This window comes from Paraburkholderia sartisoli, from assembly GCF_900107685.1.
In the GTDB taxonomy this organism is placed as follows: Bacteria; Pseudomonadota; Gammaproteobacteria; order Burkholderiales; family Burkholderiaceae; genus Paraburkholderia; species Paraburkholderia sartisoli.
Map to the genome: position 1 here is coordinate 52,902 of NZ_FNRQ01000011.1, position 15,516 is coordinate 68,417.

Below are 15,516 nucleotides of genomic sequence, written 5' to 3' on the forward strand. Positions count from 1 at the left end.
CCGCCGGCCAAGACGGTCAGCGTTTCGGGTGTCCGGTGTTTCCGGCCCGGGCACGACGCGATCGCCCCAAACGCCTCACTTACCGGGTCCTCCTTTGAAGAACCGCATTCTCCTCTGTCTTGCCACAGGACTGCTGCGCCTGCTCGCGTTCCTGCCTTATGGAGTCGTCGCGCGTTTCGGAGTCGGGCTCGGCTCGCTGCTGTACCGGATCCCCAGTTCCCGCCGCCGTGTCGTCCATACGAATCTGCGGCTATGTTTTCCTGACATGACCGAGCTTGAGCGCGAAAATCTGGCGCGCGCGCACTTCCGGCACGTGATCCGCAGTTTCGTGGAGCGCGGCACGCAATGGTTCGGCAATGCGAAATCGCTGGCGCGCCTCGTCGAAGTGGAAAGTGCGATCGACCTCGCCCAGGCGCACGAGCATCCGACGATCTTCGTGGGCTTTCATTTTGTCGGCATCGAAGCGGGCTGCATGATGTACTCGACGCGCCATCCGGTCGCCTCGCTGTACACGCCGATGTCGAACGCGATGTTCGACGCGATGGCGCTGCGCCAGCGCGGCCGCTTCGGCACGGAAATGATTCCGCGCAGCAACAGTGTGCGTCAGGCGTTGCGCGCGCTGCGTGCGGGCAAACCGGTGATGCTCGCGGCCGACATGGATTTTGGCTTGCGCGATTCGGTGTTCGTGCCGTTCTTTGGCGTCGAGGCCTGCACGTTGACGTCGGTCTCGCGACTCGCGAAGGCGGGCAATGCGCGCGTGGTGCCGTTCGTGACCGAAGTGCTGCCCGAATATCGCGGCTACCGGTTGAAGATATTCGACGCGCTGAGCGACTTTCCATCCGAAGATCCGGCGGTCGATGCGCGTCGCATCACCGAGTTTCTGGAGGCGCAGGTGCGGCGGATTCCGGACCAGTACTACTGGGTCCACAAGCGGTTCAAACATCGCCCTGAGGGCGAGCCCGCGGTCTACTGAAGCGCAGGCGCGATTTCGTTGCAGCAGGGAAAAGTGTTCTGCGATCAGCGGGTTAGGTGTGCTGTCAGAACGTTATCAACAGCCCTTTCAACACGATCTGTGGATAAGCCGACGCGCGGCGGGCGTGCATCCCCGAATGCCGTGCGCTGCACGAACCTGATCCACTGCGATCAAGCTGATTCTGTTCAATGACTTACCGCGTTCGCCCGACGCTTATCAACAGCCCTGTCAACAGAAACTGGGGATAACCTGCGCGGCCCGATCGTGCGTCGCACACACGCAAATCATCGTCGCGATGCATTTCTCGCCGCCAGACAAATTCGTTGCGCGCTCAACGTGTTACCCCTTCTGTCAGAACGTTCTCCACAGGCTCATCAACATAATCTGGGGATAACACCACCCGTAGCCGGTCAATTCCGCGCCACACCTTCAGCGGCGGGTTTCACGTCCTGCACCGGATTGCCCATCGCCTGAAAGAGCGCCGCCGTGTCGCCGAGCCGTGCGCCCGTATAACGGATCTCGTCGAGTTGCGCGTTGCGATACTGCTGCTCGCTCGATCGTGTCGATGTCACCGGCACGGCGCCCAGCCAGTAACGCGCCGACGTTTCATCGAAGATCCCACGAGCCGAGCGCGCCGCGAAATTCGCCGCATCGAGTGCCTGCGCGTCGTGTTCGAGCGCTGCGAGCGTATCAGCGACGTTCTGGAATGCGGCGAGCACCGTCTGCTTGTATTGCGCGGTCGCGGCGTCGTAAGAATCGACCGCCGCGCGACGCTGCGCGAGCAATGCGCCACCGTGGAAGATCGGTTGCGACAGCGACGCGCCGATGCTCCAGATCGCGCCCGCGCCCGACAGCGCCACCGGCCAGCTGAACCCGCCCTGGCCCATGGACGCCGTAAGCGACAAACTCGGGAACATCTGCGCGGTGGCCACGCCGACATCGGCAGCGGCGGCCTTCAACGTGGCATCCGCGGCCTGGATGTCCGGCCGCGACTTCAGCAGATCCGACGGCACCGAAACCGGCACCTGTTCGGGCACGTGAATACGCGCGAGGTCGAGATCGGGTGGCGCGGCATCGGGCGTGCGGCCGAGCAGCACGGCGAGCGCGTGACGCGTCGTCGTCCATTGCTGGCGCAGGCCCGGAAGGCTCGCCGCGAGCGACGCCGCGCTTTGCTGCGCACCGAGCGCATCGCTGTGCGACACCGCGCCGAGATCGTAGCGGCGCACGGTATCGCGTGCCTGTTCGTTGGCGAGCGTCACGAGCCGCACCGTGGCGTCGATCTGTGCGTGCAGCGTCGCCGATGCAATCGCCGCGGACACGATATTGGCCGCCAGCGCCCGCCGCGCCGCGTCGAACTGGTACGCCTGCACGTCCACGCGCGCGGCGAGCGCCGCGTTTTCGAGCCGTGCGGCGCCGAAAATATCGAACGTGTAATGCGCCTGAACCTGGCCGACAAACGTGTTGTACAGAAACGTGTTCGGGCCGGCTTCGGGAATCGCCAGCGCGCGTTGACGCGTCGCCTGGCCGCCAGCGTCGATGGACGGCAGCAGCGAGCTGCCGATCTGCGCGCGCAACTGCTCGCGCGCGGCGGCCAGACTGCGGTCCGTGGCGGCGAGCGTCGGACTGTTGCGCAGGCCTTCGTCGACGAGCGCGTTCAGATCGTCCGACTGAAACTGCTTCCACCATTCGGGCACGGCCTTCGCGCCGACCACGAACTGCTGCGTGATGCCCTGGGCGGGCACGGTCTGGGTTGGCTGCGCTTCGGCGCCGTAATGCGCCGGCTCGGGCATCGCAGGCGGTTCGCCATTGGGGCCGAACGAGCAGGCCGCGAGCGCGAACAGGGTGAGCGCGCCGGCCGCCGTCCGCGTGATGCCATACGTGGAAAAAACATGGGCCATGATCAGACTCCCAATTGCGCGGACGAGGGATGCTCCGGCTCGCGCTCGTCGTTGCGTACCCTGAACGACGTCGCATAGAGCGCCGGCAGATAGAAGAGCGTCAACACCGTGGCGCTCGTGATCCCGCCCATCAGCGCGGTTGCCATCGGCCCGAAGAAGTTCGACCGCAACAGCGGAATCAGCGCGAGCACGGCAGCGGCGGCGGTCAGTGTGATGGGCCGGAAACGGCGCACGGTCGCGCCGACGATCGCGTCGAAACGCTTGTATCCGGCGGCGATATCCTGCTCGATCTGATCGACGAGAATCACCGAGTTGCGCATGATGATGCCGAACATCGCGATCACGCCGAGCATCGCGACGAAGCCGAACGGCTTGCCGAACAGCAGCAGCGTCGCGGCCACGCCGATCAGCCCGAGCGGGGCGGTCAGCACGACCATCAGCACGCGCGCGATGCTTTGCAGCTGGATCATCAGCAGCGTCAGCACGGCGATGACCATGATCGGCATCTGCGCGTTGATCGACGTCTGGCCCTTGCCGCTTTCCTCGACGGAACCGCCGACCTCGATGCGATAACCGACGGGCAGCGTGGCCCGGATCTGCGAGAGCGTTTTGTCGACGCTGTGCGTGACGTCGATGCCCTGAGCGCCGGGCGCGACATCGGATTGCACGGTGATCGTCGGTTGCCGGTCGCGTTCCCAGATCACGCCGTATTCGAGATCGTCGCGCAGATGACCCAGTGTGCCGAGCGGCACCGCGCCGTTTGGCGTCGGCATCGCAAGCGTAAGCAGGTTCGCCGGATCGACGCGTTCGCTCTTCGGCGCGCGCAGGTCGACGCTGATCAGCTTGTCGCGCTCGCGATACTGCGTGACGGTGTAACCGGAGAGCGTCATCGCGAGGAAGCTCGAAATGTCCTCCGACGTCACGCCGAGTTCGCGGGCCTTTTTCTGGTCCACTTCGAAGCGCACCGAACGCTCGGCCGGTTCATCCCAGTCGAACTGGACGTTGCTCGTGCGGCGATCGGCGCGCATCGTCGCGGCCACGCGCTCGGCGATCGAGCGCACGGTCGCGATGTCGTCGCCGCTCACGCGGAACTGCACCGGGTAGCCGACAGGCGGGCCGTTTTCGAGCCGCGACAGGCGCGTGCGGATCGCCGGAAACTCGTTGCGCAGTTTCGGTTCCAGCCAGCGTGCGAGCTTCTCGCGATCTTCCACCGACTTCGCCGTGATCACGAACTGTGCGAAATTCGGCTGCGGCAGCTGCTGGTCGAGCGGCAGATAGAAACGCGGCGCCCCCGTGCCGACGAAGTCGACCGTGTGATCGATTTCCGGCCGTCCTTCGAGTGCTTTTTCGAGGCGTTGCGCCTGACGCAGCGTCGCCTCGAACGAAGCGCCTTCTGGCAGACGCACGTCGACGAGCAGTTCCGGCCGGTCGGAGCTCGGGAAGAACTGCTGCGGCACGAGCGTGAAGGCGGCCATCGCGACGACAAAGAGCACCACCGTCACGATCAGCACGACGAAGCGCCGCTCGACACACCAGCCGATCCAGCCGCGCAGGCGCCGGTAGAAGCGCGTGTCGTAAATATCGTGTTCATGATCGTGCGCTTCGTGTACCTGACGCTTGCGCTCCGGCAGCAGGTGATAGCCGAGCATTGGAATCAGCACGACGGCCGCGAGCCACGACGCGATCAGCGCAATCGCCGACACCTCGAAAATCGAGCGCGTGTATTCACCCGTGCTGGATTTCGCGAGCGCGATCGGCAGAAAGCCGGAGACGGTGACGAGCGTGCCCGTCAGCATCGGAAACGCCGTGTTCGTGTACGCGTACGCCGCGGCACGCGTGCGGTTCCATCCCTGTTCGAGCTTCACCGCCATCATTTCGACGGCGATGATCGCGTCGTCGACAAGCAGCCCGAGCGCGAGCACGAGCGTGCCGAGCGACACCTTGTGCAGGCCGATATCGAACAGATACATGCACAGCGCGGTGACGGCGAGCACGACCGGAATCGAGATCACGACCACCATGCCGGTACGCATGCCGAGCGAGATCAGGCTCACCACCAGCACGATTCCGATGGCCTCGGCGACGGCTTCGAGGAAATCGTCCACCGAATGCTCGACCGCGTGCGGCATGCTCGACACTTCGACGAGCTTGAGCCCCACCGGCAGATGCGCGCGCAGCATGGCGGCTTTTTCGTCGAGTGCCTTGCCGAGACGGATCACGTCGCCGCCAGGCGTCATCGTCACGCCGATGCCGAGCACGGCCTTGCCTCCATAGCGCATCTGCGTCGCGACCGGATCGTCGTAGCCGCGCTTGATGGTGGCGATATCGCCGAGCCGGAACGAGCGGTTGTTGATGCGGATCAGCGTGTCGGCGAGTGCCTGGACGTCCTTGAACTGGCCAGTCGGGCGCACGAAGACGCGGTCGTCGGTGGTGGTCAGCGTGCCGGCCGGAGACACCGCGTTCTGCGCGTTGATCGCCTGCGCCAGTTGCTGCGGCGAGACGCCGAGGCGCGTCAGTTGCGTGTTCGCGATCTCGATGTAGATGTGCTGGTCAGGGTCGCCGAAATAATCGACCTTGCCGACGCCCGGCACCCGCAGCAGCACGGTGCGCAACTCGTCGGCGTAGTCGTGCAGCTGCGCCGCCGAAAAGCCGTCGCCCTCGAGCGTGTAGATGTTCGTATAGACGTCACCGAACTCGTCGTTGAAGAACGGGCCCTGGATGCCTGGCGGCAGCGTCGCGGCGATGTCGCCGACTTTCTTGCGCACCTGATACCAGGTTGCCGGCACGTCCTTCACCGGCGCCGAATCCTTCATCGAGAAGAACATCAGCGATTCGCCCGGGCGCGAGTAGCTGCGCACGAAATCGATTTGCGGCGTCTCCTGCAGCTTGCGGCCGATGCGGTCGGTCACCTGCTCCTGCACCTGGCGCGCGGTCGCGCCGGGCCAGAACGTGCGGATCACCATCACGCGGAACGTGAACGGCGGATCTTCCGACTGCGCGAGCCGCGTGTACGCGAGGATGCCGAATGCCGTCGCCATCGCGATCAGGAACACGACCAGCGCCTGATGCCGCAACGCCCATGCGGACAGGTTGAAACGGCCTTCCTCGTGGCGATGGTTTTCCGGTTGCGGGGCGTCGCGATGCGCGTCTTCCTGCGAATGCGGCGCGGTCATGACGCGAAGTCCTCGGGATGCAGCGGCGCGATCACGCGAACCTGCTCGCCGGCCGTCACGGTATGAACGCCTTGCAGCACGACGCGCTCGCCGTCCTTCAAGCCCTGCGAAATGGCGACCGTGCGTTCGTTATAGCGCGAGACCTGCACGCGACGCAGTTCGAGCTTGTCGTCGCCGGCACGCACGATCCACAGCGCGGGCGCGTTGCCGTCGTGAAACAGCGCGGTGGCGGGCACGACGAACGAACTCGCCGCGCTTGCCGCCGTCACGGGTTGCGTGAGCGCGATGTCGGCGGTCATGCCAAGGCGCACGTCGGGACCGGGGTTTTCCAGCGTGAGCTTCGCGCGATACGTGCGGCTTTGCGCATCGGCAGCGGGCGACAGCTCGCGCACGCGCGCCGAAAATGTCCGGCCGGGCAGCGCGGACAGCGTGACCTTCGCAACCTGACCGACCGCGAGCGAAGCGAGCGCGCCTTCAGGCACGTCGCAGACGACGTCGACGTCACCTGTCCAGGCGAGGTTATAGACGGCCTGACCCGCCGACACGTTCTGGCCCGTGTCGGCCTGTTCCGCCGTGATGACGCCGGCGTGATCGGCCGTGAGCGTGGCGTACTTCAGCTGGTCCTGCGCGAGCGCGGCCTGCTGCCCGGCCTGATCGCGCTGCGCGATGGCCGACGTGTAGGCATCTTCGGTCTGTTCGAGTTGCGCCTGCGAGATGAGGTTTTCGCGCGCCTGGGCGCGATCGCGGTCGACCTGCTGTTTGGCGTAGACCGCGCGCGACTTCGCGGCGTCGAGTTGCGCCCCTGCGCTTGCCGCGTTCTTTTGCACATCGGCCGGATCGAGGCGCGCGACGACCTGGCCGCTCTTCACGACGTCGCCGAGCCTCACGCGCCGCTCGATGATCTTGCCCGCGATCCGGAACGACAGCGGCGTGGCGTAACGCGCCTGCACTTCGCCGGGCAGCGCGGCGGAAACGGGATGACCGTCCGGATGAACCGCCTGCGCGACGACCGGGCGCGGTGTGGGTGCGGCAACCTCGTTGCGGTGACAGGCGCCAAGCGCCGTCACGGCACTCAACACGGAGACGAGAGCAGCAGTGCGCAACGGCGCGAAGCCTGCCTGCTGGTGGGACTGCCTGCGCGGCGAAGCCGGCGCGCTAAAACCAGGACGATTCACGATAACCCCAGGACTGACGTGGCGAACAGGGACAGCGAACAGGGTGCGACGGGCGGCGGACAGGGCCAGCGGACGCAGATCAACAGGTGATGCGGGACGCTTGCTTCAGATCATGGTCTGGATTCTAATACACACTTGTATCTGAGTGCAAAGCTGAATCTATTCATTCTGAATGCTAGACTTCGCCGATGAAACGAAAACGCCTCACACGAGAGCAAAGCCGGGACCAGACGCGCGAGCGCCTGCTTGACGCCGCGCTTGCCATGTTCATGAAGAAAGGATTTGCCGCGACGAGCGTCGAGGACATCGCCGATACGGCGGGTTACACGCGGGGCGCGTTCTATTCGAACTTCGACAGCAAGCCCGAGGTGTTCCTCGAGCTGCTGCGGCGCGACCACGAGCAGATGCAGGCGGATCTGCAGAGCATCTTCGAAGGGGAGTCGACGCGCGAAGGGATGGAAAAGCGCGTGCTGACGTTCTACCGGCGTCTGCCGTTCGACAACAAGTGCTTTCTGTTGTGGGTGGAAGCCAAGCTGCTGTCGGCGCGCGACGCGCGCTTTCGCACGAACTTCAACGCTTTCATGCGCGAGAAGCGCGAACAGATGGCGGCGTACATCCAGGAGTTTTCGGTGCGTGCCGGCACGCCGCTGTCGCTGCCGCCCGAAACGCTGACGCTCGGCCTTTTTGGTTTGTGCGACGGGGTGCAGTCGTTCTATACGGCCGATCCGCAGCACGTCACCGATCAGATGGTCGACACGGTGCTCTCGGAGTTTTTCTCGCGGGTGGTGTTCGGCAGGAGCGCTGACGAGGTGCGCTGAGCCTGACCCGGCAACGCTGCTTCCGGCTTTCGGGCGCCCGTCGGGTTAGCGGCGCTCAGGCTCGAACGGCTCAGCCTCCGAGCCCGGGTCCGTAGTTGCTGCCAATCAGTTTCGTCACCGCATTGACATCGGCGTAGTCCTGCTCAGGCAGGCCGTCGAGCATCGAAAGCACTTCATTGCTGGCGCCGGCCTCGCGCGCGGCGTCGACGAGCGCGTCCTTGTTCGTCGGCCAGGAAATGGTCCGCAGGATATCGGTGATCTGCATATCGAGCGATTCGTCGGGAATAGGGATGCCGGTCATGCGCGGGGTCCTTGTTTTAACCATCTGTGCCCAACGCGCCGTGAGGCGCCCGAACCGTGATGCTCAAGCACGCGCATTCCCCGCACGTGCAGGCGGCAATCCGGTGCAACCGGCGCTCAGGTCTGCAGGTGCTCGTTCTTCGCGACAAAGCCGCGCTCGGGGTGGTTCGACTTCGGCAGCGCGATGAATTGCCAGTGCTGCGTCTTGCTGTTGCTGATCGCGGCCACGTCCGGCGCCGCGGGTGCGACCGGCGCGGCGTTGGCGGCAAGCGCCGCCGCCGCGGAGCCGTCCGTGTTGCCTGTCGCCGGGCTTTCATATGCGGTGTGAGCCGGCGCGGCGAAACACGAGGCCGACAGCGTCACCATGGTCAATAGCGTCGAGATTTTCATCGCCCGAGCTCCTTTGCTCTTGCAGCACAGAGGCTGCAGCAAGCGCTGTGCCATGGCGGCATTCCGCCGCCTGACACCCGCCTGGCGCGAACCGCGAAAACGGGGCGCCTTCTACCATCTTAGGACGCAATTCGTCCGCACGCCGCAGCAAAAACGACAAAACCGGGCAAAACCGATGGAGACTTTTGCAATCTTCACAAACGGCCGGCGCTCAGTCACGAACGACCGTGCGGAATGCGTGTTGCAGCGCGGGGATTTCGCGCCGGTATTGCGCGGGCCAGATTGACGGGCAGCCGGCTCGGCAATGCGCTAGCGCAGCACGTCGAACTGCGTCCACGGCCAGGACGGCCGGTCGCGCATGTATCCGTTCAGCCAGTTCCATTGCGGATGGCGCTGCATGAACGCCTGCGCGTCGAACGGCCGGCCGCACGGGTGACCCCAGCGCGCCCAGAACGCCATGTCACGCGCCATTTCGCTGTCGACGACCTTGCCGTCGTTCGCCCCCCATGGGTTGAACGGGCCGTGATCGGAGCTGCCGAAGCGCTGGTCGTCGAGTTCGAGGTGTCCGCAGATCGTTCGCGAGCACGGGTTGTCGCTGCGGTCGAGATAGACGTCGTGATGATCGGCGATCATCGCTTTGGCGACGTCGATGTCGATCTTGCCGCGATGCTGTTCGGCCAGTTGCATGAAGCGCAGGCGCCGCGCGCCGTTCTTGCGCACGTCGGTGTAATCGTCGCCTTCGCCGACGCATTCCTGGTTGCGGATCTTCAGGTCGGTCGCGGTGTTGTAGCCGCTATAGAAGCCGTTCTTCGTGCTTTCGAAGCCGGAAAACCGCAGTCCGAGTTCGTAGCGCGCGATCTCGCCCGTCTTGACGTCGCCGAGCAGCCAGCTGTTCGCGTAGCCGCCGTTGTTCGCGACCGCGAACATCTCGCACCATTCGCCGATGCTGTTCGCGTACTGGGTCGCGCGGCGCGAACGGTAGAACTCGGGCGCGCCGGCGACGTTGTAGCCGGCGAAGCTGGAGATCGTCGTTTCGGTCACCATCAGGCCCGCGGACGTGACCCAGAAATCAGTCAGGCTCGAGATGCAGCCGGGCAGACCCTGCATCAGGATCCGGTGTCCAGTATCCGGCACGATGTCGAACACGACGTTGAAGGCGTCGCCGGCGGCGTAGCGGTCCCACGAGTTGTGCGCCATCACGATGCGACCGTCGCGCGTGGCGTCGCCGGTGGCGATGAACGCGCTGCAATGATGGCCGCGCCGCCCGCGCCAGGGTTTCAGGCCAAGGCGGGGCTGCTGCTGCGCCACGTGAGCCGGCCACCAGCTTTGCAGCAGGTCCATGTAGCCGTTCCATGCCAGCACGTCGGCGAACGGCAGCTTCGCGCCGTCGGCGATGCCCTGGATTTCGTCGGCGAATTCGGTGTCGAGGCGCGGCGCGAACTGCGCCACGGCGGCGTTGACGAACGTGTCGAAGTCTTCGCCGGTGTCCCACTTCGCGAGGTAGCGGGCAGTGTCGATCGCATGCCGGATCTCGGCCGCGAGAAGCTGGCCGTGCTGCTCACCGCGATCGTACGGCTCGCCCTCGATGTGCAGGAAAATCCAGCCGGCTCGATCGCGGCGGACAGCATCGCCTGACGGGTCGCTCATCTTCGCTCCGGGTCGAAACGGCGCTCACGTTTATCCGCGCGGCGCGCGCCTGAACGAACGATCGATGGAAGGCAATCGAAAACCGGCGCGCCGCGTGGCTCCTTTCCATTCTAGAAAATATGCCACGCTTTGCTACCGGTTGCGCGCCATCGACTTTCGCGCGAGCCCGCGTCAGCGCGTGGGATTCATCCGGAAATACGCGTCGAGCAGCGACGTCTTGTAGACGACGCCCGCGAGCGTCGGACATGCGGTGCTCTCGATCACCGGCAGCCGCTCGCCCTGAAACGCCATGAAATGCTGCAGCGCGTCGCCAAGCTGCATGTCGGGCGTCAGCACGTCGAAATGCGGCTGCAGGTAGTGCGCGGCGGTGCGCGCCGAGGTGTCGTGTTTGTCGAGCAGGTCGGACGTGATGTCCTTCAGTGCGACGACGCCGAGGAAGCACCCGGCGTCGTCGATCACATACAGATACTTCACCGGATATTCGAGGAACACGCGCGTCATGTCCTGCACGGTCGCCGTGAGCGGCACGATGGTTTCAGCCGGCTTGATCAGCTCGCGCATCTGCGTTGCGCGCAGGCGCATGCGTTCCTGTTCGTCGCGGTTGCGCATCAACGTGATCTCGTACATCGAGGTCTTGCCGATCGCCCGCGACACGAAGTACGCCACCACGCACGAGAGCATCAGCGGCAGCACGACCTGGTAGGAGAGCGTCATCTCGAAGATCATCAGGATCGCCATCAGCGGCGCCTGCGTCGCGCCCGCGAGGAACGCGCCCATGCCCACCATCGCATACGCGAACGGCGCCGACGTGCCGTGCGGCCACAACGCGTGCATGCCCTGGCCGAACAGCGACCCCAGCACGGCGCCGACGAAGAGCGTCGGCGTGAAGATCCCGCCGACCGCGCCCGAGCCCGCCGTCGCCGCGGTTGCCACGAGCTTGAACACGAGCACGCCGACGAGCGCCGTCCAGGTCCACTGCGAATGCAGGATCGAGTTCACGACGCTATAGCCGTTGCCCCACACGTCCGGCGACCACACGGAGATGATGCCGACGACGAGACCGCCGAGCGCGAGCGTGACGGGCAGCGGCAACGACAGGCGCCGGAAGGTCGCCTTCGAGACGCCAAGCAGACGCAGGAACTGCGGCGCGGCCGCCCCGCACAGCAGGCCGAGCGCGACGAAGAGCAGCACCTCGACGCCCGTCACCGGCGGGAACACCGGCATTTCGTACGGCGGCTTGTAGCCGGCGAATTCACGCATCGTGATGTTCGCGACGACCGAGGCGACCACGACCGGCCCGAAGCTTTCCATCGCGATCGAACCGAGCACGATCTCGGTCACGAAAAACGCGCCGGCGATCGGCGCGTTATAGGCGGACGTGATGCCCGCCGCCGCCCCGCACGCCACCAGCAGCCGCAGACGCGGCGGGTCGAAATGCACCCAGCGGCCGATCAGCGACGCGCATAGCGCCGCGAGCTGCACCATCGGTCCTTCGCGTCCAATCGACCCGCCGCTCGCGATCGTGAAGAGCGACGACACGCTGCGCCACAGGCTCGGCCGCACCGGCACGACGCCGTCGCCGATCGCGACGGCTTCCATGTAGTCGGTATGCCCTTTTTTGTCGACGCCGCGCCGCGCGATCAACAGAAAGAAGCCGGCGATCAGGCCGCCCGCGGCGGGCAGCCAGATCCGCACGGTCCACGGCAGACGCCGCGCCATGTCGACGATGCCGCCGTTGCTGCCGGAAATGGCGCGCTGAAGGAGCGCGATGCCTTCACGAAAGGCGACCGTCGCGAACGCACCGGCAACCCCGACGATCACCGACCACACCAGCACCGTGTGAGCGTCGGACAGGCGAAACAGTTTTTGGGCGCGCGTGCGCAGCTTCAGCAGAAATGAAAGCACGGAAGAAACGGACAGGAATCAGGGTTGGACGGCGCGTGCCGGCACGGCATCGCGGGTTGCGTCGACACAGCCGCGTTCAACGCACGGCCTTGTCGAGTTCGGGGTAATGCCGGAAAATGCACGCCTCGTTATGCGCGATGCGCCGGTCCGATTCGAGATACGCGGCGAGTTTCGGCCGCGCGATGATCGCGTCGTGCAAGGCCGCGAGACGCGGATAGTGCTCGCCGAAATGCTTCATCGCAAGCGGAAACGCGTAGTGGAGGCCGTCGATCAGCTGGAACATCGACAGATCGACGTACGTCAGCGCGTTGCCGACAAGATATGCATCGCCATCGGGGTTCTGCTTCAGCACCCGCTCGAAGTACTTCATGTACTTCGGAATGCGGTTGTCGATGAAGTCGTGCGCACGCACTTTGGCGGCGTCTTTCTGGTCTTCGTAGTACAGGCCGCTCGCGAGCGGATGATGCGTGTCGTGCGCTTCGGCGACCATGTCGGCGATCGTGAGCTGCAGGCCGTTCGCGACGTAGCGCAGGTTCTCGTCCCGCGGCGCGAGCCCGAGTGTCGGGCCGAGATACATGAGGATATTGGCGGTCTGCGAGACGACGAGATCGCCATCTTTCAGGAACGGTGGCGCGAACGGCGGATGCGGTTCGCTCCGGCTTTTCATCACGTCCATCATCGCGCCGGTGCCGAAGCCGTCCTTGTCCGGCGCGCGGGTCACTTCGATATAGGGGGCGCCGGCTTCTTCCAGTGCCAGCCGCACGAATTCGCCGCGGCCTTGCAGGCCGTCCCAGTAAAAGAGTTCATAAGCCATCGATCGATCCTCGTCCGGAGTGAGAGTTCGACTGCGCGAGCAGGAAGTATGCCGTGCCGGCGCGCCGCGTTGGGTGAAACGCGGACAAAAAACCGGACCGGGGCCCGCGGTTGGCGTCATGCACGGACCGACACGATGCGGCGCGAATCACGCGTATTACGCGCGGCGCTTGCGGGCGCACAAACGCAAAAAGCCCCGCACGAGGCGGGGCTGCCGATCGGGTCGGCGAGGCGGGGCGTATCAACCGAAGAAGCGCTCGACGGCCCATGTGATCCCCAACCCACCGCCAATCAGCCAGACATACAGGATCAGTCCGGTCGTCAGCGCACGCGGGCCGGCCTGCCTGACCTGCGAGATGCGCGTTTCGATGCCGAGGGCGGTCATGGCCATCGTCAGCGCGAAGGTGTCGAGCGTGTTCAGCGTGTGGGTCGCGGCTTGCGGCAGCACGTGCATCGAGTTGACGACCACGAGCGCGAGGAAGCCGAGCGCGAACCAGGGTACCGCGAGCTTGCGCGTCGTCGTGCCGGCTGCGCCCTTCGATGCAGCCGCGCCGCGGGCCGACCGGTTGAGCCATACGCCCAGCGAGAGCAGCACCGGCACCAGCAGCATCACGCGGGTCATCTTGACGATCGTCGCGATGTGCGTCGCTTCCGGGCTGACGTTGCTTGCCGCGCCGACCACCTGCGCTACCTCGTGAATCGTGCCGCCGAAGAAGAGGCCGACGCCGCGTGTATCGAGATGCAGCCAGCCCGCATGGTAGAGCACCGGATAGAGGAACATCGAGAGCGTGCCGAACAGCACCACGCTGCCCACGGCCATCGCGCTTTGATGCGGCTTCGACTGCAGCGTGGATTCGAACGCGAGCACGGCGGCCGCACCGCAGATCGCGCTGCCGGCGGCGGTCAGCATCGCGGTGTCGCGATCGAGCTTCATCAGCTTCATGCCGGCCCACGTACCGATCGCGAGCGTGCTGACGACGATCAGGACCGATTCAACCAGCCCCGGCAGCCCGACCTGCGCGATTTCCTGAAGACTCACGCGCAGACCGAAGAACGCCACCGCGATACGCAACAGCTTGCGCGCCGAAAAGTTGACGCCCGCCGCCCAGCTTTCCGGCATGCCGTCGCGCAGCGCATTGCCGTAGAGCGCACCCGCGACGATGCCGATGATCAGCGGGCTCATGCCGAGCCCGGCGATGAACGGCAGCGACGAAATGCGGGTGACCGCCGCCGCGAACAGCGCGACAAAGAGAATGCCGTTGAGCTGGCCGCGCGTGGACGGCGCCTTGTGGGCCAGCGTTGAAGCGGAAGCGGAGGGGGAGGCCGTGGACATGATATGTGCTGTCAATGAGCGAGTTCGATGCGATGGCCTAATCCTAATTTAGATATATCGATATGAAAAATCGTCATTTGCAACGTAAAATATCGGCTGAACTGATATTTCATCACCATGACCCCTGACCAACTGATAACGTTCGCTGTCGTCGCCGAGCACCGGAACATCAGCCGGGCCGCGCTCGCGCTGCATCTGTCGCAACCGGCGGTGTCCGGCCAGCTACGGCAATTGCAGGATGAGTTCGGCGAGGCGCTGTATCAGCGGGACGGGCGCGGCGTGCGCCTCACCCCGGCGGGCGAGCAGCTGGCGAGCTATGCGGCCCGGCTGCGCGACACCTGGCAGCAGGCGCATGCGTATCGCGACGCGCTACGCGGCATGGAACGCGGCACGCTGCGCATTGGCGCCAGCACGACGCCGGCGAGCTATCTGCTGCCGTATCTGATCGCCGCGTTTCACCGGCGCTATCCCGACGTCACGCTGCATACGGCCGACGGCAATACGTCGGATATCGTTGCCTCGCTGGCGTCGGTCGATATCGCGATGGTCGAAGGGCCGGTCGGCTCCGGTCTGCCGCCCGACACCGCCGTGCATCCATGGCGCGAGGACGAGATCGTCGCGATCATGCCGCGCACGCATCCGCTCGCGGCAGCGCGCGACGATGTGCCGGCGCCGGAGCGTCACGTGACGCTCGCCGACCTCGGCGCGTACGCGCTGGTGCTGCGCGAAACGGGCTCGGGCGTGCGGCAGATGGTCGAGCGCGCGTTCGCGCGTGCCGCGGTGCCGATGCGCGTCGCGCTGGAGATCGCGGGCGTGGAGGGCGTCAAGGAGGCCGTGCGGGCAGGGATGGGCATCGGTTTCGTGTCGGCGATGTCGATGCGCCACGACGACAACGTGCTGCGGCTCTTTTCCCTCGCGCCCGAGCCGCTGACCCGCCATTTCTCGATCCTGATCCCGCACGCGAGCGCGCCGTCGCGCGTCGCGGAGCGTTTTCTGGCGTTGTGCCTTTCCGGCGTCGACTGACTGCCCTCGGGCTTCGGAACCGGTTCCAGGGGATTTCCACTATGGCGCCGGGCAGTTGCGAAGCGCAG

At 65.4% G+C, this 15,516-nt stretch carries 12 protein-coding genes; 3 read left to right on the forward strand and 9 right to left on the reverse strand.

Features of this window, described 5'->3' with window-relative positions:
• Positions 1-94 precede the first annotated feature (94 nt).
• Complete coding sequence (locus BLV45_RS24590; RefSeq protein ID WP_090537529.1) at positions 95-973, forward strand: lipid A biosynthesis lauroyl acyltransferase; 879 nt, start codon at positions 95-97, stop codon at positions 971-973.
• A gap of 410 nt (positions 974-1,383) precedes the next feature.
• On the opposite strand, the gene BLV45_RS24595 is transcribed toward BLV45_RS24590, so the two are convergent.
• The 3 genes from BLV45_RS24595 to BLV45_RS24605 are packed head-to-tail and all read right to left on the reverse strand — an operon-like array spanning position 1,384 to position 7,147.
• Positions 1,384-2,871, reverse strand: coding sequence for an efflux transporter outer membrane subunit (locus BLV45_RS24595; protein WP_090537531.1), 1,488 nt, complete (start codon positions 2,869-2,871; stop codon positions 1,384-1,386).
• Between the two features lie 2 nt (positions 2,872-2,873).
• A complete protein-coding gene (locus BLV45_RS24600) occupies positions 2,874-6,044 on the reverse strand; it encodes an efflux RND transporter permease subunit (protein ID WP_245753525.1) in 3,171 nt (1,056 codons plus the stop codon).
• Complete coding sequence (locus BLV45_RS24605; RefSeq protein WP_245753536.1) at positions 6,041-7,147, reverse strand: efflux RND transporter periplasmic adaptor subunit; 1,107 nt, start codon at positions 7,145-7,147, stop codon at positions 6,041-6,043. Before BLV45_RS24605 ends, BLV45_RS24600 begins: the two co-directional genes overlap by 4 nt.
• 260 nt (positions 7,148-7,407) lie before the next feature.
• Here BLV45_RS24605 and BLV45_RS24610 point away from each other — a divergent pair, with 260 nt between their 5' ends.
• Positions 7,408-8,037, forward strand: coding sequence for a TetR/AcrR family transcriptional regulator (locus BLV45_RS24610; protein ID WP_090537536.1), 630 nt, complete (start codon positions 7,408-7,410; stop codon positions 8,035-8,037).
• A gap of 70 nt (positions 8,038-8,107) precedes the next feature.
• On the opposite strand, the gene BLV45_RS24615 is transcribed toward BLV45_RS24610, so the two are convergent.
• The 6 genes from BLV45_RS24615 to BLV45_RS24640 form a co-directional block, all read right to left on the reverse strand.
• Positions 8,108-8,338 carry a DUF2795 domain-containing protein gene (locus tag BLV45_RS24615; RefSeq protein WP_090537538.1) on the reverse strand — a complete coding sequence of 77 codons (231 nt, stop codon included), beginning with the start codon at positions 8,336-8,338 and terminating at the stop codon, positions 8,108-8,110.
• A gap of 116 nt (positions 8,339-8,454) precedes the next feature.
• Entirely contained in the window at positions 8,455-8,727 is a 273-nt protein-coding gene (locus BLV45_RS24620; protein WP_090537540.1) for a hypothetical protein, read from the reverse strand.
• Between the two features lie 309 nt (positions 8,728-9,036).
• Entirely contained in the window at positions 9,037-10,374 is a 1,338-nt protein-coding gene (locus BLV45_RS24625) for a C45 family autoproteolytic acyltransferase/hydolase (RefSeq protein ID WP_090537542.1), read from the reverse strand.
• A gap of 171 nt (positions 10,375-10,545) precedes the next feature.
• A complete protein-coding gene (locus BLV45_RS24630) occupies positions 10,546-12,279 on the reverse strand; it encodes a ClcB-like voltage-gated chloride channel protein (protein WP_090537544.1) in 1,734 nt (577 codons plus the stop codon).
• Positions 12,280-12,355: 76 nt separating this feature from the next.
• Positions 12,356-13,093, reverse strand: a complete 738-nt coding sequence (locus BLV45_RS24635; protein ID WP_090537546.1) for a glutathione S-transferase — start codon at positions 13,091-13,093, stop codon at positions 12,356-12,358.
• A 240-nt stretch (positions 13,094-13,333) separates the two neighbouring features.
• A complete protein-coding gene (locus tag BLV45_RS24640) occupies positions 13,334-14,425 on the reverse strand; it encodes a YeiH family protein (RefSeq protein ID WP_090537548.1) in 1,092 nt (363 codons plus the stop codon).
• 117 nt (positions 14,426-14,542) lie between these two features.
• On the opposite strand from BLV45_RS24640, the gene BLV45_RS24645 reads away from it, so the two are divergent.
• On the forward strand, positions 14,543-15,448 hold the full coding sequence (locus BLV45_RS24645) for a LysR family transcriptional regulator (protein WP_090537550.1): 906 nt from the start codon (positions 14,543-14,545) through the stop codon (positions 15,446-15,448).
• Positions 15,449-15,516 lie beyond the last annotated feature (68 nt).

Bases quoted from the DNA above. Each gene is read 5' to 3' on its own strand.
- BLV45_RS24595 (WP_090537531.1), bottom strand. From the start codon at position 2,871: ATGGCCCATGTTTTTTCCACGTATGGCATCACGCGGACGGCGGCCGGC.
- BLV45_RS24600 (WP_245753525.1), bottom strand. From the start codon at position 6,044: ATGACCGCGCCGCATTCGCAGGAAGACGCGCATCGCGACGCCCCGCAA.
- BLV45_RS24610 (WP_090537536.1), top strand. From the start codon at position 7,408: ATGAAACGAAAACGCCTCACACGAGAGCAAAGCCGGGACCAGACGCGC.
- BLV45_RS24615 (WP_090537538.1), bottom strand. From the start codon at position 8,338: ATGACCGGCATCCCTATTCCCGACGAATCGCTCGATATGCAGATCACC.
- BLV45_RS24620 (WP_090537540.1), bottom strand. From the start codon at position 8,727: ATGAAAATCTCGACGCTATTGACCATGGTGACGCTGTCGGCCTCGTGT.
- BLV45_RS24625 (WP_090537542.1), bottom strand. From the start codon at position 10,374: ATGAGCGACCCGTCAGGCGATGCTGTCCGCCGCGATCGAGCCGGCTGG.
- BLV45_RS24635 (WP_090537546.1), bottom strand. From the start codon at position 13,093: ATGGCTTATGAACTCTTTTACTGGGACGGCCTGCAAGGCCGCGGCGAA.
- BLV45_RS24640 (WP_090537548.1), bottom strand. From the start codon at position 14,425: ATGTCCACGGCCTCCCCCTCCGCTTCCGCTTCAACGCTGGCCCACAAG.
- BLV45_RS24645 (WP_090537550.1), top strand. From the start codon at position 14,543: ATGACCCCTGACCAACTGATAACGTTCGCTGTCGTCGCCGAGCACCGG.